At 72.4% G+C, this 20061-nt stretch carries 13 protein-coding genes and 1 pseudogene; 11 read left to right on the top strand and 3 right to left on the bottom strand.

Features of this window, described 5'->3' with window-relative positions; translation table 11 throughout:
* Positions 1-316 precede the first annotated feature (316 nt).
* The 4 genes from ACZ4NT_RS32415 (at position 317) to ACZ4NT_RS32400 (ending at position 8378) form a co-directional block, all read left to right on the top strand.
* Positions 317-2701, top strand: coding sequence for an RICIN domain-containing protein (locus ACZ4NT_RS32415; protein ID WP_467728613.1), 2385 nt, complete (start codon positions 317-319; stop codon positions 2699-2701).
* Positions 2702-2867: 166 nt separating this feature from the next.
* Complete coding sequence (locus tag ACZ4NT_RS32410) at positions 2868-5207, top strand: GH92 family glycosyl hydrolase (protein ID WP_121407344.1); 2340 nt, start codon at positions 2868-2870, stop codon at positions 5205-5207.
* 154 nt (positions 5208-5361) lie between these two features.
* A complete protein-coding gene (locus tag ACZ4NT_RS32405; RefSeq protein ID WP_467728612.1) occupies positions 5362-6714 on the top strand; it encodes a wax ester/triacylglycerol synthase family O-acyltransferase in 1353 nt (450 codons plus the stop codon).
* Between the two features lie 179 nt (positions 6715-6893).
* Positions 6894-8378, top strand: a complete 1485-nt coding sequence (locus ACZ4NT_RS32400; protein ID WP_121407346.1) for an SDR family oxidoreductase — start codon at positions 6894-6896, stop codon at positions 8376-8378.
* Positions 8379-8382: 4 nt separating this feature from the next.
* On the opposite strand, the gene ACZ4NT_RS32395 is transcribed toward ACZ4NT_RS32400, so the two are convergent.
* Positions 8383-9204 (bottom strand): SDR family oxidoreductase, encoded by an 822-nt coding sequence (locus ACZ4NT_RS32395; protein WP_467728611.1) that lies wholly within the window; start codon positions 9202-9204, stop codon positions 8383-8385.
* Between the two features lie 567 nt (positions 9205-9771).
* Between ACZ4NT_RS32395 and ACZ4NT_RS32390 the strand changes: the two genes are divergently transcribed.
* Both ACZ4NT_RS32390 and ACZ4NT_RS32385 read left to right on the top strand, forming a co-directional pair.
* The gene (locus tag ACZ4NT_RS32390) at positions 9772-9945 is read left to right on the top strand and encodes a hypothetical protein (protein WP_183117095.1); all 174 of its coding nucleotides are present in this window, start codon (positions 9772-9774) and stop codon (positions 9943-9945) included.
* 66 nt (positions 9946-10011) lie between these two features.
* Positions 10012-10494, top strand: coding sequence for a GNAT family N-acetyltransferase (locus tag ACZ4NT_RS32385; RefSeq protein ID WP_121407348.1), 483 nt, complete (start codon positions 10012-10014; stop codon positions 10492-10494).
* Positions 10495-10510: 16 nt separating this feature from the next.
* Here ACZ4NT_RS32385 and ACZ4NT_RS32380 read toward each other — a convergent pair whose 3' ends face one another.
* Both ACZ4NT_RS32380 and ACZ4NT_RS32375 read right to left on the bottom strand, forming a co-directional pair.
* Complete coding sequence (locus tag ACZ4NT_RS32380) at positions 10511-11878, bottom strand: amidase (RefSeq protein WP_467728610.1); 1368 nt, start codon at positions 11876-11878, stop codon at positions 10511-10513.
* Between the two features lie 164 nt (positions 11879-12042).
* Positions 12043-13101 carry a LacI family DNA-binding transcriptional regulator gene (locus ACZ4NT_RS32375; RefSeq protein ID WP_121407350.1) on the bottom strand — a complete coding sequence of 353 codons (1059 nt, stop codon included), beginning with the start codon at positions 13099-13101 and terminating at the stop codon, positions 12043-12045.
* A 245-nt stretch (positions 13102-13346) separates the two neighbouring features.
* On the opposite strand from ACZ4NT_RS32375, the gene ACZ4NT_RS32370 reads away from it, so the two are divergent.
* The 5 genes and pseudogenes from ACZ4NT_RS32370 (at position 13347) to ACZ4NT_RS32350 (ending at position 20037) form a co-directional block, all read left to right on the top strand.
* Complete coding sequence (locus ACZ4NT_RS32370) at positions 13347-14639, top strand: ABC transporter substrate-binding protein (protein ID WP_467728609.1); 1293 nt, start codon at positions 13347-13349, stop codon at positions 14637-14639.
* Positions 14640-14645: 6 nt separating this feature from the next.
* Positions 14646-15593, top strand: a complete 948-nt coding sequence (locus ACZ4NT_RS32365) for a carbohydrate ABC transporter permease (RefSeq protein WP_467728608.1) — start codon at positions 14646-14648, stop codon at positions 15591-15593.
* Positions 15590-16503: pseudogene (locus ACZ4NT_RS32360) on the top strand (carbohydrate ABC transporter permease). The gene ACZ4NT_RS32365 and the pseudogene ACZ4NT_RS32360 overlap by 4 nt, the downstream one beginning before the upstream one ends.
* A gap of 68 nt (positions 16504-16571) precedes the next feature.
* Positions 16572-17807 carry a glycoside hydrolase 5 family protein gene (locus ACZ4NT_RS32355; RefSeq protein ID WP_467728607.1) on the top strand — a complete coding sequence of 412 codons (1236 nt, stop codon included), beginning with the start codon at positions 16572-16574 and terminating at the stop codon, positions 17805-17807.
* 226 nt (positions 17808-18033) lie between these two features.
* Positions 18034-20037, top strand: coding sequence for an endo-beta-N-acetylglucosaminidase (locus ACZ4NT_RS32350; RefSeq protein WP_467728606.1), 2004 nt, complete (start codon positions 18034-18036; stop codon positions 20035-20037).
* The last annotated feature ends 24 nt before the right edge of the window (positions 20038-20061 follow it).

The raw sequence follows: 20061 nt of genomic DNA, 5'->3' as shown, positions 1-20061 counted from the left end.
CCCCCCCCCCCCCCCCCCCCCCCCCCCCCCCCCCCCCCCCCCCCCCCCCCCCCCCCCCCCCCCCCCCCCCCCCCCCCCCCCCCCCCCCGGGCCGGGGCACGTCATCGCCGGAGCGGCATGTGTCCCGGCCGGGTCGCTCCCCGTGGGCCGCCCCCCACGGGGTGGACCAACGAACTCCTTCAAGCAGGGGCCCGAGCCTCCCGTCGGGAGGGCGCCCGTCCCCGGGCCCCGTCCCGCACCCGCCGCCGTACCCGCACGGACCGCACTCCCGCCGGGGGCACCGGCTCGTGCGTCCCCTCCCGACAGGAGCACCCCCATGCCCCTCGACAGACGCCACTTCCTGCAGACCGGCTCGGTGACGCTGGGCGCGCTGGCCCTCGGCCTCACCGCGCCCGCCACGGCCACCGCGGCGCCCGGCCTCGCACCGGACGCCTTCACCCGGCTGCCGCCCGGCAGCATCACCCCGCTCGGCTGGCTCGACGGCCAGTTGCGGCTCCAACTGGCCGGACTCTGCGGGCGTTACGCCGAACGCTCGCACTTCCTGGACCCCGGCACGAGCGGCTGGACGCACCCGGAGAACGCCGGCTGGGAGGAACTGCCCTACTGGCTGCGCGGATACGTCCCTCTCGCCATCGCCACGCGGGACGCCGACGCGCTCGACCGGTCCCGCCGCTGGATCGACGCGATCCTCGCCACCCGCCAGGACGACGGCTTCTTCGGGCCCCGCTCGCTGCGCACCTCGCTGAACGGAGGTCCCGACTTCTGGCCCTTCCTGCCGCTGCTCCAGGCCCTGCGCACCTACGAGGAGTACGCGGACGACCAGCGGATCGTGCCCTTCCTCACCCGTTTCCTGCGCTTCATGAACGCACAGGGACGCGGCGCGTTCGACAGCAGCTGGGTCTCCCTGCGCTGGGGCGACGGCATCGACGTGGCCCTCTGGCTGTACCGCAGGACCCAGGACGCCTTCCTGCTCGACCTCGTCGACAAGATGCACTCCTACGGCGCCGACTGGACGGGCGAGCTGCCCACCCCGCACAACGTCAACATCGCCCAGGGCTTCCGCGAGCCGGCCCAGTACGCCCAGCGCTCCGGGGCCGCCGAACTGACCCGGGCCACCTACCGCACGTACGACCAAGTCCTGCGCGACCACGGCCAGTTCCCCGGCGGCGGGATCGCGGGGGACGAGAACGTCCGGCCCGGCTTCGGCGATCCCCGGCAGGGCTTCGAGACCTGCGGCATCGTCGAGTTCATGGCCAGCCACGAACTGCTGACCCGGATCACCGGCGACCCCGTCTGGGCCGACCGCTGCGAGGACCTGGCCTTCAATCTGCTGCCCGCCTCCCTCGACCCCGGCGGCCGGGCCGTGCACTACATCACCAGTGCCAACTGCATCGACCTGGACAACGCCCGCAAGACGCAGGGCCAGTTCCAGAACGGGTTCGCCATGCAGGCGTACCAGCCGGGCGTCGACCAGTACCGCTGCTGCCCGCACAACTACGGCATGGGCTGGCCCTACTTCAGCGAGGAACTCTGGCTCGCCACCCCCGACCGGGGCCTCGCCGCCGCCATGTACGCACCGTGCCGGGTCAGCACACGGGTCGCGGGCGGTACGACCGTCACGGTGACGGAGGACACGGACTACCCCTTCGGCGAGACCGTCACGTTCACCGTGCGCACCCCGCGCCGCGCAGCCTTCCCGCTGCTGCTGCGCATCCCGGGCTGGTGCACCGAGCCGGTCCTGCAGGTGAACGGACAGGCCGTGCCCGCCCGCACTGGGCCGGCCTTCGTCCGGGTCGAGCGCACCTGGTCCGACGCCGACCGGGTGACCCTGCGCCTGCCGCAGCGCACCACTCTGCGCACCTGGCACGGCAACCACGACTCCGTGAGCGTCGACCACGGCCCCCTCACCTACGCGCTGAGGATCGGGGAGGAGTACGTGCGCACCGCGGGGACCGAGACCTTCCCCGAGTACGACGTCCATGCCACGAGCCCGTGGAACTACGGTCTGGTGCCCGGCGGTTCCCTGGACTTCCGGCGCCAGGACGGGCCGCCCGGTGCGCAGCCGTTCACCCACGGCGCCAGCCCGGTCCGGATCACCGCGCAGGCGCGGCGCATCCCCGAGTGGATCGCGGACGACGAGCACGTGGTCGCCCCCCTCCAGCAGAGCCCGGCACGCAGCGAGGCCCCCGTGGAGAGCGTCACGCTGATCCCGATGGGTGCGGCACGGCTGCGGATCGCCTCCTTCCCGACAGCCGCGCCGGACGGAAAGCCCTGGACACCGGAGCCGTCCTACCGGCGCATCCTCAACAAGCACAGCGGCAAGGTGCTGGCCGTCGACCACATGTCCACGGCCGACAGCGCACGGGTCGTGCAGTTCGACAACTCCGGTACCGGCGACCACGCGTGGCAACTGGTCGACAAGGGTGAGGGCTGGTTCCTGGTCCGCAACGGCCACAGCGGCAAGGTGCTGGGCGTGGACGGCATGTCGACGCAGAACAGCGCGCGGGTGGTGCAGTTCGAGGACAACGGGACGGAGGACCACCTGTGGGCCATCACCGACCGGGGTGAGGGCTGGTTCCTGGTCCGCAACCGGCACAGCGGCAAGGTGCTGGGCGTGGACGGCATGTCGACGCAGAACAGCGCGCAGGTGGTGCAGTTCGACGACAACGGCACCGACGACCACCTGTGGCGGTTCGCCTGACCGTCGCCCGTCGCCCGTCGCCCGTCGCCCGTCGCCCCCCCGGGCCCGTCCGGCCGTCGCACCGCGGGCCCGGCCGCGACCCTTGACGAGTACACGTACACGACGAAGAATGAGCGCGCAGTGCGCTTTGACAACGTTGTCCAAGCCTGAGGAGGCCCTCCCGCCCATGAACTGGACCCAACGGCTCCGCGGAGCGGGCATGGCGGTCGCCGCCGCCGCACTGCTCGGCGGCTCGCTCGCCGCACCGGCCGCCCAGGCCGCCGACCGGCACGACGGCCCGCTCACCGACCTGGTCAACCCCTTCATCGGGACGGAGAACGAGGGCAACACCTACCCCGGTGCCGCCGTGCCCTTCGGCATGGTGCAGTTCTCGCCGGACACCGGGCACAACACCGGCTACGACCACTCCCAGAACCACATCCGCGGCTTCTCCCTGGTCCATCTCTCGGGTGTTGGCTGCGGACTCGGCGGCGACCTGCCGGTGCTGCCGACGACCGGCGACGTGACGCGGACGGACTACGCCGCGTACGAGGCCGAGTTCAGCCACGACGACGAGAGCGCGAGCCCCGGTCACTACCGGGTCGGCCTGAAGACCGGCATCGAGGCCGAGCTGACCGCCACGGAACGAACCGGCGTGCAGCGGTACACCTTCCCGGCGACCGACAAGGCCAACGTCCTGCTGAACGCGGGACAGTCGCTGCACAAGGGGATCTCCAGCAAGGTCGAGATCCTCGACAGCCGCACGGTGCGCACGGCGATCACGGGCAGCGGCTTCTGCCAGGACACCAAGCCCTACACCGTGTACACCGTCACCCGTTTCGACCGGCCCTTCACCTCCTCCGGGACCTGGAGCGGCGACACCGTCACCGCGGGATCCAAGGAGTCGGTGGGCACCGGACGCAACGGCGCCTACCTCCGCTTCGACACCACCGAGGACCGCACGGTCGAGGCGACCACGGCTCTGTCGTACGTGGACGCCCGGGGCGCCGCCGTCAACCTCCGTGCCGAGGGCGGCCGTTCCTTCGACGCGGTCAGGGAGGCGGCCCGGCGCTCGTGGGAGGACCGGCTCGACGACGTACGCGCCCAGGGCGGCAGCGACACCCTGCGCCGCACGTTCTACTCGTCCCTGTACCGGTCCTTCCTCGCGCCCAACATCGGCAGTGACGCCGACGGCCGCTACACCGGCTGGGACCAGAAGGTCCACCGCGCCAAGGGGTTCACGTACTACCAGAACTGGTCGCTGTGGGACACCTACCGCACCCAGTCGCAGCTGCTGTCCCTGCTCGCGCCGCGTGAGGCCCGGGACATGGCGATCTCGGTCGTCACGATCGACGAGGAGAGCGGCTGGCTGCCCAAGTGGGGCTACGGGACGGTCGAGACGAACATCATGACCGGCGACCCGGTCACCCCCTTCCTCACCAACGCCTACCAGCAGGGATTGCTCAAGGGGTACGAGGAGCGGGCCTACCGGGCGCTGAAGAAGAACGCCGACGGGGTGCCGCCCGCCGACTCGCCGGCCGTCGGCCGCGAGGCCAACAAGGAGTACTTGGCCGACGGCTTCGCCCCCTACGTCAAGGGGCGCCCGCACGCGAAGCCCGGTGACTCGGACTACGACCACGGCGCCTCCGCGACCCTGGAGTACGCCCTGTCGGACGCCATGCTGGCCGAGATGGCGGGTGACCTCGGACACCGGGCGGACGCGGCGCGCTACGCCGACCGGGCGCAGAACTACCGCAGGATCTTCGACGCCTCGACCGGCTTCTTCCGTGCCCGGGACGCCGCCGGGGCCTTCACCGGACCGGCGGACCCGGCCAAGAGCGAGGGCTTCCACGAGGGCACTTCCTGGCAGTACCAGTGGCTCGTGCCGCAGGATCTGCCCGGCATGGTCGGCCTGATCGGCGGGAAGCAGGCGGCCAACGAACGCCTCGACTCGTTCTTCGCGTACGACCGGCTGCTGAAGGACCCCGCGAAGACCGCACGCGAGGTGTGGGTCAACGGCCCGTACGACTACTACAACGCGGACAAGTACAACCCGCAGAACGAGCCTGACCTGATCGCCCCGTACACCTACCTGTCGACCGGTGAGCCGTGGAAGACCACGGACGTGGTCCACGCGGCGCTGACCCTGTTCACCGACGCGCCCACCGGCATGACGGGCAACGACGACCTGGGCACGATGTCCGCCTGGAACGTCCTGTCGTCGATCGGCGTCTTCCCGGTGCAGCCCGGCTACGACACCTGGGGCCTGTCGACCCCCGTCTTCGAACGGGTCGACCTCACCCTGGACCGGCGCTACTACCCGCGCGGGGCCCTGACCGTCACGGCGCCGGGCACCTCGGACGCCGCCCGGTACATCCGCTCGGCCCGCGTGGACGGCGACGACTACGACCGCACGTATCTGACGACCGAGGGGCTGCGCGGCATGCGCTCTCTCTCCTTCACGGTCGGCACCGAACCGTCCGGATGGGGGACGTCCGAAAAGGCGGCACCGCCCGCCCTGAACTGACCCGCCGGACCGCCCGGCGCCCCTGCGTCCCGCCCCTCCCCGAGGGGCGGGACGTAATCTGCTGTTAACTGAGCGTAGCTTTATCGCACTTGACCGTAATCACTTGTCAGGGGTTGACTACTTGCTCACCGACCGTCGACGCGAGAGCAAGCCTTTGACCTCTGACCTGCTCGCACCCCTCGACCTGGCGTTCTGGAACATCGAGTCCGCCCAGCACCCCATGCACCTGGGCGCGCTCGGGGTATTCGCCGCGCACTCGCCGACCGCCGGTGCGCACGCGGCCGACCTGCTGGCCTCGCGTGCGGCGGCCGTACCGGGCCTGCGCATGCGGATCCGCGACACCTGGCAGCCGCTGCCCTCCCTGCTGAACTTCGGCGGTGCGACACGGGAGCCCGTGCCCGATTTCGACCCGCTCCGACACGTACGGCTGCACGCCCCGGCGGAAAATTTCCACCAGGTCGCGGGCCGGCTCATGGAACGCCCGCTGGAACGCGGGCGGCCCCCGTGGGAGGCCCATGTGCTCCCCGGCGCGGACGGCGCGTGCTTCGCCGTCCTCTTCAAGTTCCACCACGCGCTCGCGGACGGGCTGCGGGCGCTGATGCTCGGCGCCGCCCTCATGGACCCCACCGACATGCCGGAGCCCCGCCCGCGCCCCGCGACACCCCCGCGCAGCCTCCTCCCGGACGTGCGCGAACTCCCCGGCCTCCTGCGCGGCACCCTCTCCGACCTCGGGCGGGCCCTGGACATCGGCGCGTCCGTCGCCCGCGCCACCTGGGGCGTCCAGTCCTCGCCGGCACTGACCTCCGAGGCCACCGGCACCCGCCGCACCGCGGGAGTCGTCATCGACCTCGACGAGGTGCACCGCGTCCGCAAGAGCGTCGGCGGCACCGTCAACGACGTGCTGATCGCGGTCGTCGCCGGTGCCCTGCGACGCTGGCTCGACGAACGCGGCGACGGCAGCGAGGGAGTCGCGCCCCGGGCCCTGATCCCGGTGTCCCGGCGCCGGCCGCGCACCGCTCACCCACAGGGCAACCGGCTGTCGGGCTACCTGATACGGCTTCCGGTCGACGATCCGGACCCGCTCGGCCGGCTGCGCACGGTGCGCACGGCGATGGACCGCAACAAGGACGCGGGGCCCCACCGCGGCGCGGGCGCCGTGGCGCTGCTCGCCGACCACGTGCCGCCGCTCGGGCACCGGCTCAGCGGGCCCGTCGTCGGTCAGGCGGCACGGCTGCTCTTCGACATCCTCGTCACCAGCGTGCCGCTGCCGAGCCTCGGCCTCAAGCTCGGCGGCTGCCCCCTCACCGCGGTCTTCCCGCTGGCACCGCTGGCCCGCGGACAGTCCCTCGCGGTCGCCGTGTCCACCTTCCGCGGGCGCGTCCACTACGGGCTGGTCGCCGACGCCGAAGCCGTACCGGACCTGGACGTGCTGGCCCGCGCCCTGCACGAGGAGATCGCCGAACTCGTGGCGGCGAGCGCGCCACCCGCCGGAGGCGCCGGAGGCTGACCCGGACGGACCGCCGCACCGGCCGGGTGACATGCCGCCATTTTGCTGACACCCGCGACGTCAGTATGCTCCCGAGCTGGCGGGATGTATCGAGCAGCGTGTAGGGTGCCGCCTTTTGGGAGCTGCCGCGGTCCTCGGAGGCGCGCGGCGGTACGAGTGACACGAGGAACACAGCGGCGATGACGGTGACAGAGGACAGCCAGACGGGTGCCACGGACCTCGCGGAGGTGTCATGGGGCCCCGGCGTCGACCCGGAGCGTCTCGCCGTCTGCCTCAGCGTGCTCGACGAACTCGACAAGCTGGACGTCGACCACCCCGACGCCATCGCCGTGCGCCGCGCCACCGCCGGCATCTACCGCACGGTCAAGCAGCGCCGCCGCCAGGAGCGCCGGGCCGCCAAGACCGCCCACGACAAGGCGGTCACGGAGGCCACGGCCACCGGCTCCGCCCAGCGCATCGACGACGAGACCGAAGGCATTCTCCCGTCGTCGGTGACCGACGCCGGTGAGATCGCCGGGATACTCCAGCGCCCGCGCTCCTGCTACATCTGCAAGACGCGCTATGTCGAGGTCGACTACTTCTACCACCAGCTCTGCCAGGCCTGCGCCGCCGAGAACAGGTCGCGGCGCGAGGCCCGTACCGACCTCACCGGCAAGCGCGCGCTGCTCACCGGCGGCCGCGCCAAGATCGGCATGTACATCGCGCTGCGGCTGCTGCGGGACGGCGCCCACACCACCATCACCACGCGCTTCCCGAACGACGCCATCCGCCGGTTCAAGGCCATGCCCGACAGCGACGAGTGGATCGGCCGCCTGAAGATCGTCGGCATCGACCTGCGCGACCCCGCGCAGGTGGTCGCCCTCGCGGACTCGGTCGCCGCCGAGGGGCCCCTCGACATCCTGATCAACAACGCCGCCCAGACCGTGCGCCGCTCCCCGGGCGCCTACAGCGAGCTGCTCGCCGCCGAGTCGGCTCCGCTGCCGGCCGGCGAGCTGCCGCCGGCCGAGGTGATCGGCACCTTCGGCTCCGGCGCCGTGGCCGCGCTGCCGGTCGCGGGCGGCGGCGCCCTCACCGCGCAGGACGTCACCGACCTCGCGCTCATCCCCGGCTCGGCCTCCCTGGAGCGGATCGCGGCCGGCACGGCGATCGACGCGGGCGGACTCGTGCCCGACCTGCACGACACCAACAGCTGGATCCAGTCCGTGGAGGAGGTCACGCCGGTCGAGCTCCTCGAGGTCCAGCTCTGCAACTCCACCGCGCCGTTCATCCTCATCAGCCGGCTGCGCGCGGCGATGTCGGCCGCGCGGGCCGGGCGGACGTACATCGTGAACGTCTCCGCGATGGAGGGCGTCTTCAACCGCGGGTACAAGGGTGCCGGCCACCCGCACACCAACATGGCCAAGGCGGCCCTGAACATGCTCACGCGCACCAGCGCCCAGGAGATGTTCCAGAAGGACGGCATCCTGATGACCGCCGTCGACACGGGCTGGATCACCGACGAGCGACCGCACCCCGACAAGATGCGCCTGGCCGACGAGGGCTTCCACGCCCCGCTCGACCTCATCGACGGCGCGGCGCGCGTCTACGACCCCATCGTCCGCGGCGAGCAGGGCGAGGACCTGTACGGCGTCTTCCTGAAGGACTACGCGCCCGGCAAGTGGTGAGCCCTCAGGAGTGACGGGGGGCGCGGCGGCGCAGCCGGTCGTGCACGGCGTACGCCGCCGGGCCGTCCGGCGCCGCGAGGGACGCGGCCCGCACCCGCGTGCCCCCGTCCACCAGCAGGTCGGCTCCGGTGACCCACCGGGCCGCGTCCGAGGCCAGCCAGACCACGGCACGGGCGACGTCCTCCGGTTCGCCGATGCGGGCCAGCGGGAGGCCGGCCGCGATCTCCTCCTCGGCGTCCTCCCAGACGAAGCGGGCCAGTTCGGTGCGGACGAGCCCGGGGGAGACGGAGTTGACCCGGACCTTCGGGGCCAGTTCCCCGGCGAGCTGCCGGGTGAGGTGGAGCAGGGCCGCCTTGCTGGTGCCGTAGGCGCCCACCCGGGGGCCGACATGCGTGGCGCCCTCCGTGCAGACGTTGACCACCGCGCCGCCGTGCTCGCTCATCCACGCCCGCCACGCGCACCGCACGAGCCGCAGCGGTGCCTCGACGTTGACGGTGAACGCCTCGCGCCAGCGGTCCGGGTCGGCGTCCATGAGGAGGCCGTAGGGCTCGTTGGTCGCGGCGTTGTTCACGACGACGTCGAGGCGCCCGAACTCCCGGACCGCGAGCTCCGTCAGCGCCGACAGGTGCGCGGGGTCGGCGACGGTGCCCGGCAGGCCCACCGCTCCCAGCTCCTCGCAGGTCCGGCGGAGCCCGCCGGGATCCCGCGCCGTGACGCACACCCGCGCCCCCGCCCGGACGAACTCCTCGGCTACCGCCCGGCCGATCCCGCGCGAGGCTCCCGTGACGAGGGCGGCCCGGCCTTCGAGTCCGTACGGCTGCGTCATGGCCGTACCGTCTCATGACGGATCGTCAGACAACAGCCTGCCGCGCGTGCCGGGGCGCGGGGGCCGGGCGGCCACCGGTCGGCTCCCCGCCGGGCGGCGGGACCGCTCTCCAGGGGTGCCGCCGGGCGCAGTTCCCGCCGGATCGCACCCGGCCGTCCGGCTCGTCCGATCCGCCGGTTTCGGTCCCGCAGGTGTGTTCCGTCCCGCACTTTCTTTCGCCCACTGGGCCGAATGGGTGGCGGGCGTTTGGGGCGCAGTTGCTCAAATCACCCCGTATCGTGGGGGGATGGGCGGTGAATGACGCGAGACAGTTACCTCTTGTTTTCAGCCCCATCGAGCGGCTGTCCGCTCATTTGGTTACTCTGTAGCCGACGGACAGCCACACTGGGTCCCACCCACACCCACGGTCCGTCCCGGGACATGCCGGTCATCACGGCCTGCTCTCTTACGAGTTACCGGCGCCACCGCGTCCGAACTGCTTCGACTCAGACCCGAGCGGACGTCAGACGCACAGCGCAGACTGAGCCAGTACGTCCCGAGGGTGACCCGACACATAAGGAGTGCGCGGTGACACCGGAGAAGACGAACCTCGATCAACGTTCCAAGGAACGCCTGGAGCGTGCAGGACTGCCCGAGAAGAAGCTCGGCAGCCTCGACGTGTGGGCCAGGTCCGCCCCCATCCGCCTCGCGGGCTACGAGGACGACCTCGCCGAGCCCCATATCCTGCCCAGCGTGGACTGACCTCCGGAGACTCCGCAGAGGATCCAGCGCGACAGCTGACGGCATGGGCGTGGCAGACTCGCGCCCATGCTGATCAGGGAAGCCGCGGCCGGCGACTGGCCGCGGATCTGGCCGTTCTGGCACCGCATCGTCGGCGCCGCGGAGACCTACGCCTGGGATCCCGACACCTCAGAGGAAGTCGCCCGCGCCCTGTGGACGGGTCCGGGCAAGAAGGTGTACGTGGCCGAGGACGCCGCGGGAACCGTCGTCGGCTCCGCCTTCGTGGGCCCCAACTACGGCGGCCCGGCCGCCCGGATCGCGAACGCCGGCTTCATGGTCGACCCCGACCGCGCGGGACGCGGCATCGGCCGGGCGCTCGCCGAGCACGTCCTCGCCGCGGCGAAGGCGGACGGCTATCGAGGCATGGTGTTCAACGCCGTCGTGGAGACCAATCCCGCCGTCGGGCTGTGGACTTCGCTCGGCTTCACGATCCTGGGCACGGTGCCGGACGCCTACGAGCACGCCCGGCACGGCCGGGTGGGACTGCACATCATGTACCGGGCCCTCTGAGGGAGCGGCCCCCGGCTCACCGGCCGGGCGGGGCGACGCGCTCCCACGGCCGCAGCGCCTCCAACCGCCCCGCCACGTCGAGGAGTACGTGCTCCGAGCCCGGCCGTGCCACGAGCTGCACGGCGCACGGAGCACCGGACGGCAGCGTCCCGAACGGGACCGACATCGCGGGCCAGCCGGTGAGGTTCCAGGGTGGGGTCAGCGGCGAGCAGGCCGTGTTGACGGCCAGGTTGCGCAGCCAGCCCCGCTCGTGCCAGGCCGCCGCCACCGGTCCGCGCCGGGCGAGCGCCGGGGTGAGCAGCACGTCGTGCTCCGCGAAGAACGGTTCCAGGCGGCGGCGCAGTTCCGTACGGCGTTCTCCGCCGCGGACGCTCCGCACGAAACGGCGTCCCACCGCCGCGTGGACACGGGTGCGGCGGGCGAGTCGCCGCGCGTCGAGATCCTCCGCGTCCACGGCGGTGCCCGCGGTCCAGTGGGCCAGTGAAGTGGTGCCGAGCCACCACGGGTACGGGGGATCCGCGGGCCGGACCGGGTGACCCGCCCCCGTCAGCAGTTCGGCGGCCTCGCGGGCGGCGGTCGTGTACGGCCGGGTGACGCCCACCCCGAGGAGGGGGCTGCGCAGGGAGAGGGCGATCCGGCAGGCCCCGGCCTCCGTCGGACCGGGGGCGTCGGCTCCCGTGCCGGGGGCGGCCCCGCCCGCGAGGACCGCCAGCATCAGGCGGGCGTCCTCGACGGTGGTCGCGAGGGGCCCGTTCTCCGACATGCCGAACCAGTCGCCGTGGCCGATACCGGCGGGGACCACGCCGTGGCCGGGCTTCAGGCCGACGAGCCCGCAGTGGGCGGCCGGGATGCGCAGCGAGCCCATCCCGTCGTTGCCGAGGGCGAGCGGCACCAGCCCGGCGGCGACCGCCGCCGCGCTGCCGCCCGACGAGCCGCCTGCCGTGCGCGAGGTGTCCCAGGGGTTGCGCGCGATGCCGTGCACCCCGTCCGTGGTCCCGAAGACGCACAGTTCCGGCACGTTCGTCACGCCCACCACGACGGCGCCCGCGGCGCGCAGCCGGGCCACCGTGACGTGGTCGTGGCCGGCGGGGGTGTCCGGGGTCGCCGCGGTGCCGTTGCGCGTGGCCTCGCCGCGTACGGGCAGGTTGTCCTTGACCGCCACCGGGACGCCGGCGAGGGGGAGTTCGGGCAGGTCCGGGCGGGCGGCCAGCTCGTCGGCCTCGGCGAGCGCCGCGTCCGCGCGCACCGTCCGGAAGGCGCCGACGCGGGAGTCGAGGTGCTCGATCCGGGCGAGGTGCGCGGCCACCACCTCGCGCGGGGTGACCCGCTTCTCGCGTACGGCGGCGGCGATCTCGGCGGCGGTCCGGCCGACCCAGGTGGTCACGGGCGCTCCTTGTCGGTGGGTGCGCCGCGCGGTGGGGCGCGGCGGGGTCCCACTCGGCGAGCGAGGGTGCGTACTCGCGAGTAGTAAAAAGCACTGTGCCCGGAGAGGAGCCCGCGCGTCGAGAGCTGCCGCCCGTTCATGTGTCCAGGGCCCCGCGACCGTCGTCACCCGGACGGGGTCCGCCCTCCGCGGGGGCCCGTGCTGTCCCGCTCGATCAGGCGCGGCACCGGCACCTGGACCGTGCGCGCCGGACCGCCGTCCAGCAGTGCGGTCAGCTCCTGCGCGGCGGTCCTGCCGAACTCCACGGTGTCGCGGGAGAGCGCGGAGAGCCACGGCTTGACCATGCGGCACAGCGCGGAGTCCTCCCAGGCCACCACCGAGACGTCGCCGGGAACCGAGAACCCCAGCTCCGCGGCGGCGGCCACCCCGGCGACCGCCATCACGTCGTTGTCGTAGACCAGAGCGGTCGGCGGAGTGTCCTGTTCCAGGACGCGGCGGGTGACGGCCGCGCCCTGCGCGTCCGAGTAGTCCGTGGTCACCGAGCGGACCTCCGACAGCCCGCGCCGGCCGGCCTCGGCGCGCAGGGTGCGGATCCGGCGCTCGGTGTGGGCGAGGCCGGGCAGGCCCGCGATGTGCACGATCCGGCGGTGCCCGAGCGCGTACAGCTCGCCGACGACCGCGGCCATCGCCCCCGCGTCGTCCGCCCACACGACGGACAGCCCGGGGTGCCCCGCGTCGGGCACCCCGCCGATGACCACGGCGGGCAGGCCCAGTTCGTCGAGGAGGTCCGGACGGGGGTCGTCGGTGCGCGGGTCGACGACCAGGACGCCGTCGACGCGGTGCTCGGCCCACCACCGCCGGTACACCGCGCATTCGGCGGCCACGTCCTCGACCACCTGGAAGAGGAGGCCGAGATGACGCTCCGCCAGCACTTCCTGGATGCCCGAGATCAGTTGGAGGAAGAACGAGTCGACGCCCAGGGTGTCCGCCGGTCGCGCCACCACCAGGCCGACGGTCGCGGCGCCCTCCCCGGACAGCTGTCGGGCCGCTGTGCTGGGCCGCCAGCCCAGTTGTTCGGCGACCCTGCGGACCCGGTCGCGGGTGACCTCGGAGACACCGGGCCGGTCGTTCAGCGCGAAGGAGACCGCGCTCTCGGAGACCCCGGCACGCTGCGCGATGTCCTTCATCGTCGGCCGGCGCGCGGGGGATCGCTTCGCTGACACACCAGGCCCCTTTCCCGTGGCTTGCGGCCGTCAGCGTACCGCAGAGGCCTCCGCACTAAAGCGCTTGAGTGAATCTCCGCTAAAGCGCATTAGTCAGGAGTCAAGATGGCATCGTAGACTGGCTCTGACCTGGTATTTCGCTTGCCTCGTGAATTTCGTGCGGGCGAATGCATTGACTTCCCGAGGAGCGTGCGTGCAAGGTCTGCGACGGCACCCGTTCATCCCCCGGCGAAGGAGCCCCATCCGTGCGTATCCCCCGCAGAGTCCTCGCTGTCGCCGCCGCCGTCGCCGTCGTCCTGCCGCTGAGCGCCTGCGGGTCCGGCGACGGCGGCAGCGGCCCGGCCGACGCCTCCGGCAAGATCGAGGGCGACATCACCTTCCAGACCTGGAACCTGCGCGCCAACTTCAAGCCGTACTTCGAGGGCGTGATCGCCGACTTCGAGAAGAAGTACCCCGGCACGCACGTGAAGTGGGTCGACCAGCCCGCCGAGGGCTACGCGGACAAGATCAGCGCGGACGCGGCGGGCGGCACCCTGCCCGACGTCGTCAACGTCTCGCCCGACCTGGTCGCCCCGCTGGCCAAGGCGGGCCTCGCGCTCGACCTCGACAAGGCCGCCGCGAAGTACCGCGAGGAGTACCTGGACGGCGCCTGGGCCAGCCACCGGATACCGGGCATGACCGGCACGTACGCCTTCCCCTGGTACCTGAACACAGGCCCGCTGTTCTACAACAAGAGCCTCTTCGAGGAGGCGGGGCTCGACGCCTCGAAGCCGCCGACGACGTACGACGAACTCTTCGCCGACGCGCTGCAGCTGGCGAGGAAGAGCAAGGGCAAGGTGGCCACGCTCGCCAACGTGCCCACCATCGAGGACTTCGGCCGGTACGGCGTCCCGCTGATGAACAAGAAGGGCACCGCCTTCGCGTTCAACGACGCCAAGGGCGTCGAACTCCTCACCAAGTACAAGGAGTTGTACGACGCCAAGGCGCTCGACCCGCAGGCGCTGACCGCGACGCCGGAGTCGTCCGGCAAGAAGTTCCTCACGGAGGCCGTCGCCATGAACCCCGGCAGCGCGCTCGATCTCGGCAACTTCAAGAAGCAGGCGCCGAACCTGTACAAGAACATCGGCATCACGGACCAGATCACCAGCACCGGCAAGGTGAACATGTACGTGATGGGCGTGATGGTCAACGCGCGGACCAAGCGGACGCCGGCCGCGGTCGCCTTCGCGCACTACGTCACCGACGCGAAGAACCAGATGGCGTTCGCCAAGAAGGTCGCGATCTTCCCGAGCACCGCCGGATCGCTCGACGACCCGTACTTCACCCGGCAGGACGGGACCGACGAGACCCGGGTGCGGGTCGCCGCGGCCCAGTCCCTGAAGAACGCGGTGAACTACACGCCGGTGCTGTTCAGCGAGCAGATGAAGACCGCGCTGCGGAACGAGGTCGCCAAGGCGCTCCAGGGCAAGCAGAGCCCGAAAGCAGCTCTTGACAACGCTGTCGAGGCCTGCGACCGGCTCCTCCAGCAGCAGGGCTGAACCGGCATGGCGAGTTCCACGGTCTCCCGGACGACCCGTCCGGCACCCCTGCCGCACCCCGCCCCCGGGGGCCGTCCGCGCCGCGTGCGACGCCATCTCCCGTTCAGCCCCTGGCTGTTCGCCGCCCCCGGGCTGCTGATCACGGGCGCGTTCATCCTCTATCCGTTCGTTTCCACGCTGGTCAACGCCTTCACCGACCGCCGGACCCTGATCCCCGGCCGGTTCGTGGGCCTGGCCAACTTCCGGGAACTGCTGCACGACGAGATGTTCTGGATCGGGCTGCGCAACAGCGCGCTGTACGTCGTCGGGGTCGTCCCCGCGCTCGTGCTGCTGCCGCTGCTGCTCGCGCTGCTCGTCCGGAAGAACATCCCCGGCATCACCTTCTTCCGGTCGGCCTTCTACACCCCCGTCGTCGCCTCCATCGTGGTGGTCGGACTGATCTGGGTGTGGCTCCTGGACGAACGCGGCCTGGTGAACTCGCTGTTGGAGGCGGTCGGGGCAGGGAAGGTCGGCTTCCTCAGCGACCAGTGGCTGCTGCTGCTCAGTGCCATGGCCGTCACGGTCTGGAAGGGCCTCGGCTACTACATGATCATTTACTTGGCCGCACTCGCCAATGTGCCGCGCGAACTGCACGAGGCCGCAGCCGTCGATGGTGCGGGCGCGGTGCGCCGCTTCCTCACGGTCACCGTGCCCGCCGTCCGCTCCACCATGGTCCTGGTCGGCGCGCTCTCCTCGGTCGCCGCCTTCAAGGTGTTCTCCGAGGTGTACCTGATGGCGGGGCCCGACGGCGGTCCGGCGGGCGAGGACACGACTCTCGTCATGCTCGTCCAGCGCACCGGTACCGGCCTCACCGGCCGGGTCGGCTACGCGTCCGCCATCTCCGTCGTCGTGTTCGTCGTCACCGTCGCGCTCATGCTCCTGGTGCTGCGCGCCGACCGGAAGGAGGACGCGTGACCACCGTCGACAAGACACCCGAGTCGGGCCGGGCACCCGCCGCCGCGCCCGCCCCGCGGCGGCGCGTCACCGACGAGCACGGGCGGCGCATCCGCTTCTGGGAACTGGCCCTGCGCTACCTGCTGCTGCTCGCCGTCCTCGCCCTCACCGTCGGCCCGTTCGTCTGGCAGCTGTCCACCTCGCTCAAGGGACCCACCGAGGACATCCTCGGCTCGCCGCCCCGGTTCCTGCCGAGCGACCCGACCCTGCACAACTACGCACGGGTCGCGGACACCATCCCGGTCTGGGACTACGCCCTCAACTCCCTCAAGGTCGCCGCCGCGAACGTCGTCACCAACTGCGTGGGCGCGGCCCTCGCCGGCTACGCGCTGGCCCGGCTGCGCTACCGGGGGCGCCGGGCCGCCACGCTCGTCTTCATTCTGGCGATGCTCGTCTCGTCGAGGGCATCATCATCGCCCAGTTCACGACCATGCGTGAACTCGGCCTGAACAACACCCTGATCGGTGTCGTCCTGCCCGGCTGCATCGGCGCGATGAACGTGCTGCTGATGCGCAACGCCTTCCTCAACCTCCCCTACGAGATCGAGGAGGCGGCCTTCGTCGACGGGGCGAACACCTGGCAGCGGTTCCTGCGCATCGCGCTGCCCTCGGTGAAGGGCACTCTCGCCGTCGTCGCGATCTTCGCGTTCATGGGTGCGTGGGACGACTTCCTGTGGCCCCTCATCGTGCTCAGCGATCCCTCCAAGTTCACCCTGACCATCGGCCTCAACTACCTCCACGGCACCTTCGCCAACGACGAACGGCTCGTCGCCGCCGGCACGATCATCGCCGTGGCACCGCTCATCGTGCTCTTCGCCTGCCTCCAGCGGTTCTTCTTCCGCGGCGTCGGCGAGGGCGCGGTGAAGGGCTGAGCCCCCTCACGCTCACGAGTGCCCGAGCCCCAGGCCGCGCCCCCACCCCCGATTCGCAAGGACCCCGTATGCCTTCTGCCGTGCGCTTCGGCGTCAACTACACGCCGAGCCAGGGGTGGTTCCACCACTGGCTCGACTTCGACCTGGACGCCGTCCGCGCCGACCTCGACTCCATCGCGCGGCTCGGCCTGGACCACGTACGGGTCTTCCCGCTGTGGCCCTACTTCCAGCCCAACCGGACCCTGATCCGCCCGCGCGCCGTCCAGCAGCTCGTCGCCCTCGCCGACGCCGCCGCCGAGCGGGGCCTGGACGTCAACGTCGACGGTCTGCAGGGCCACCTGTCGAGCTTCGACCACCTGCCGGCCTGGACCCGCACCTGGCACCGCCGGAACATCTTCACCGACCCGGACGTGGTCGAGGGCGAGGCGGAGTTCGTGCGCACCCTCGCCGCCGCGCTCGCCGACCGGCCGAACTTCATCGGCATGACCCTCGGCAACGAGATCAGTCAGTTCGCGGCGGCTCCGCACCCCGACCCCGACCGCGTCACGTCCGCGGAGGCGGAGACCTGGCTCCGGACCCTGCTGGCCGCCTGCGCGAAGGGCGCGCCGGACAAGCTCCACCTGCACGCCTCCTACGACGCCACCTGGTACCAGGACGACCAGCCCTTCACCCCCGCCCACGCGGCCCGGCTCGGCGCCGTGACCGCCGTGCACTCCTGGGTGTTCAACGGCACGGCCCAGCGGCACGGCCGTACGGGCACCGCCACCGAGCACCATGCCGCCTACCTGGTCGAACTCTCTAAGGCGTGGGCGGACGACCCCCGGCGGCCCGTCTGGCTCCAGGAGGTCGGCGCGCCCGCCCCACTGATCCCGGCCGAGCACGCGGCCGCCTTCGCGGAGGCGACCGTCGCCAACGCGCTGGACTGCCCGGACCTGTGGGGCGTCACCTGGTGGTGCTCGCACGACGTGAGCCGGAGCCTCGCGGACTTCCCCGAACTCGAATACGGGCTCGGTCTGTTGACGAACGACCGGCGGACCAAGCCCGTGGGGGAGACCATCGCGCGCATCGTCGCGGAGCGGCGGACCGGGCAGCACCCGGCGCCGCGCACGACCGCGCTCGTCGTCGACACCGGCTCGGGCCGCTCCGTCTGCGCGCCCGGGGGCCCGGTCTTCGAGGCCTTCGCCCGGCTGGCCGGCGACGGTGTCCGTCCCACCACCGTGCTGGCGAGCCGCGCCCGGGACCAGGAGCACCTCACGGCTCGCGGCATCACCGAGGTCGTCACCCCCGACCAGGTGACCGCGTAACCGGCCCGCTCCCCGCGTCGCGTCACCCCCGGCCGGGCCGCCGCGCGGGCGGCGCACCGCAGCAGCGCCGAGGGCGTCGGCCCGCGGAACCAGGTCACCGCCTCACCGGAGGCACCCCGGCACCGAAGCCGTCACCCCGCGGGACGTGGCCGCCGCACCACCGGCCGCACCGCGGCAGCACCTCCGCACGCACCGTAGTCCGTCCCCCAACGTTACGGAGCACACCGTGAACCTCAGCCGACGTACCGTCCTGCTCGCCGGCGCCGGCGCCGCCGCGGGGCTCGTCCCCGGCCTGTCCGCCCCGGCTGCCGCCGCCGCCCGGGACCTCCGGCCGTACGCCGCGTACTGGTACCCCGACTCGCTGCCCGCCGGCACCCCCGGCCCCGGCATCACCTGGCGGAGCCTGAAGGCATGGCGGGCCGAGAGCGACCCGGACCTGGCGTTCAACGCGGCCTCCGTGTCCCTCGCCCCCCGCTTCACGCCGACGCCCGCGAACCGGACGGCCCGCTCCGGCCAGGCCCGCATCCAGTCCCTCGTCTCCTTCGGCCCGACGGCGGGCAACCCTTCGCAGGGCGCGGCGACGGCCGACTACTACGCCCTCAACCACTGGTCGTACATCGACGAACTCGTCTTCTGGGGCGGCTCGTCCGGCGAGGGGCTGATCCTCGCGCCCAACGCGCCGATCGTCGACGCCGCCCACCGCCACGGCGTGCCCGTCCTCGGCAACGTCTTCCTGCCGCCCGTCGCCTACGGCGGACAGCTGCAGTGGACCCGCGACCTCGTGCAGAAGGACTCCGCCGGACACCATCCGCTGGCCGCGCAACTCGTCGCCGTCGCCGCCGCGTACGGTTTCGACGGCTGGTTCGTCAACGCCGAGACCGGCGGCGGCGACGCGGCCCTCGCCGGCGACATGCTCGGCTTCCTCCACGAACTCAAGGCACTGGGCGCCGCCCGGGGGCAGCGCGTCACCTGGTACGACTCGATGACCGTGAGCGGCGCGGTCAGCTGGCAGGGCGCGCTGAACAACCGGAACAAGGCCTTCTTCCAGTCGGCCGACTCGATGTTCGTCGACTTCCGCTGGACACCCGGCAGTCTCGCCTCCTCGGGCACCACGGCCAGGCAACTCGACCGCATCCGCTACGAGTTGTGGGCGGGCGTCGACGTCGAGGCGAACGGCACGAACACGTCCGTCGACTGGGACGCGATCGTGCCGGCCGACCGCGCCCACGTCACCTCCCTGGGCTTCTACCGGCCCGAGTGGACCCGCAACCACCTGCCCGCGAACCGCACCCCCGGTGACTTCCACCGCGCCGACGACCTCTTCTGGACGGGCGCCTCGCTCGACCCCTCGAAGCCCGCCACGGCAGCGGGCTGGCGGGCCCCGGCCGTCTCCGTCGCGGACCGCTCGACCGTCACCGTCGTTCCCTTCGCCACCACCTTCAACACCGGACACGGCCTGAAGTGGTACGACGGCGGCCAGGTCGCCTCGGACACCGCGTGGCACCACCTGGGTCTCCAGGACCGGCTGCCCTCCCGCCGCTGGGTCGTCCGCACCACGGGCCGCCGACCGTCCGTCGGCTTCGACTTCGCGGACGCCTGGCGCGGCGGAAGCAGCCTGCTCGTCGACGGCCCCCTCGACGCACCGGTCACCCTGGACCTGTACGCGACCAGGCTCCCCCTCGGCCCGGACACGGTGGTGGAGCTGACCCACCGCACGGACGCCGGCGCCGTACGGATCGAGCTGGCCGTCGCCACCGCCGAACCCGGCACGGCGGGCGGCGCGCCCCCGTACACCTGCTTCCCCGTCGAAGCGGGCGGCGGCTGGCGGACCTCCACCGTCCGGCTCTCCGGCCTCACCGGAAACGTGCGCGCCCTCGGTGTCCGGCTCACCCGGACCGGCTCGGCCCCGGTGCGGCTGCGTCTGGGCGGCCTGGCCGTCCGGAACGCGCGGGAGACCCCCGCCGCGCCCGCCGGCCTGCGTGTCACGGACGCCGAGGGCGGCAGCCTGCGCCTCGCGTGGCAGGCGGCACCCGGCGCCGTACGGCACTACGAGCTGTACCGCGCGCTTCCCGACGGCACCCGGCGCTTCCTCGGGGGCACCTGCCAGCGCGCATACCACCTCCAGGGACTCGCCCCCGAGCAGGGGGAGACCGCCGCACGGTTCGAAGTGCGCGCGGTGGGGGAGCTGTTCACCATCTCGACCGCCGCCACGACCACCCACACCTGGTAGCCCGCACCCACACCCACGGAGCAC

The organism is Streptomyces sp. NPDC026417 (assembly GCF_055567695.1).
This window is presented reverse-complemented; position numbering and strand designations above follow the sequence as displayed.

Bases quoted from the DNA above. Each gene is read 5' to 3' on its own strand.
- ACZ4NT_RS32355 (WP_467728607.1), top strand. From the start codon at position 16,572: ATGCCTTCTGCCGTGCGCTTCGGCGTCAACTACACGCCGAGCCAGGGG.
- ACZ4NT_RS32385 (WP_121407348.1), top strand. From the start codon at position 10,012: ATGCTGATCAGGGAAGCCGCGGCCGGCGACTGGCCGCGGATCTGGCCG.
- ACZ4NT_RS32395 (WP_467728611.1), bottom strand. From the start codon at position 9,204: ATGACGCAGCCGTACGGACTCGAAGGCCGGGCCGCCCTCGTCACGGGA.
- ACZ4NT_RS32400 (WP_121407346.1), top strand. From the start codon at position 6,894: ATGACGGTGACAGAGGACAGCCAGACGGGTGCCACGGACCTCGCGGAG.
- ACZ4NT_RS32365 (WP_467728608.1), top strand. From the start codon at position 14,646: ATGGCGAGTTCCACGGTCTCCCGGACGACCCGTCCGGCACCCCTGCCG.
- ACZ4NT_RS32410 (WP_121407344.1), top strand. From the start codon at position 2,868: ATGAACTGGACCCAACGGCTCCGCGGAGCGGGCATGGCGGTCGCCGCC.
- ACZ4NT_RS32415 (WP_467728613.1), top strand. From the start codon at position 317: ATGCCCCTCGACAGACGCCACTTCCTGCAGACCGGCTCGGTGACGCTG.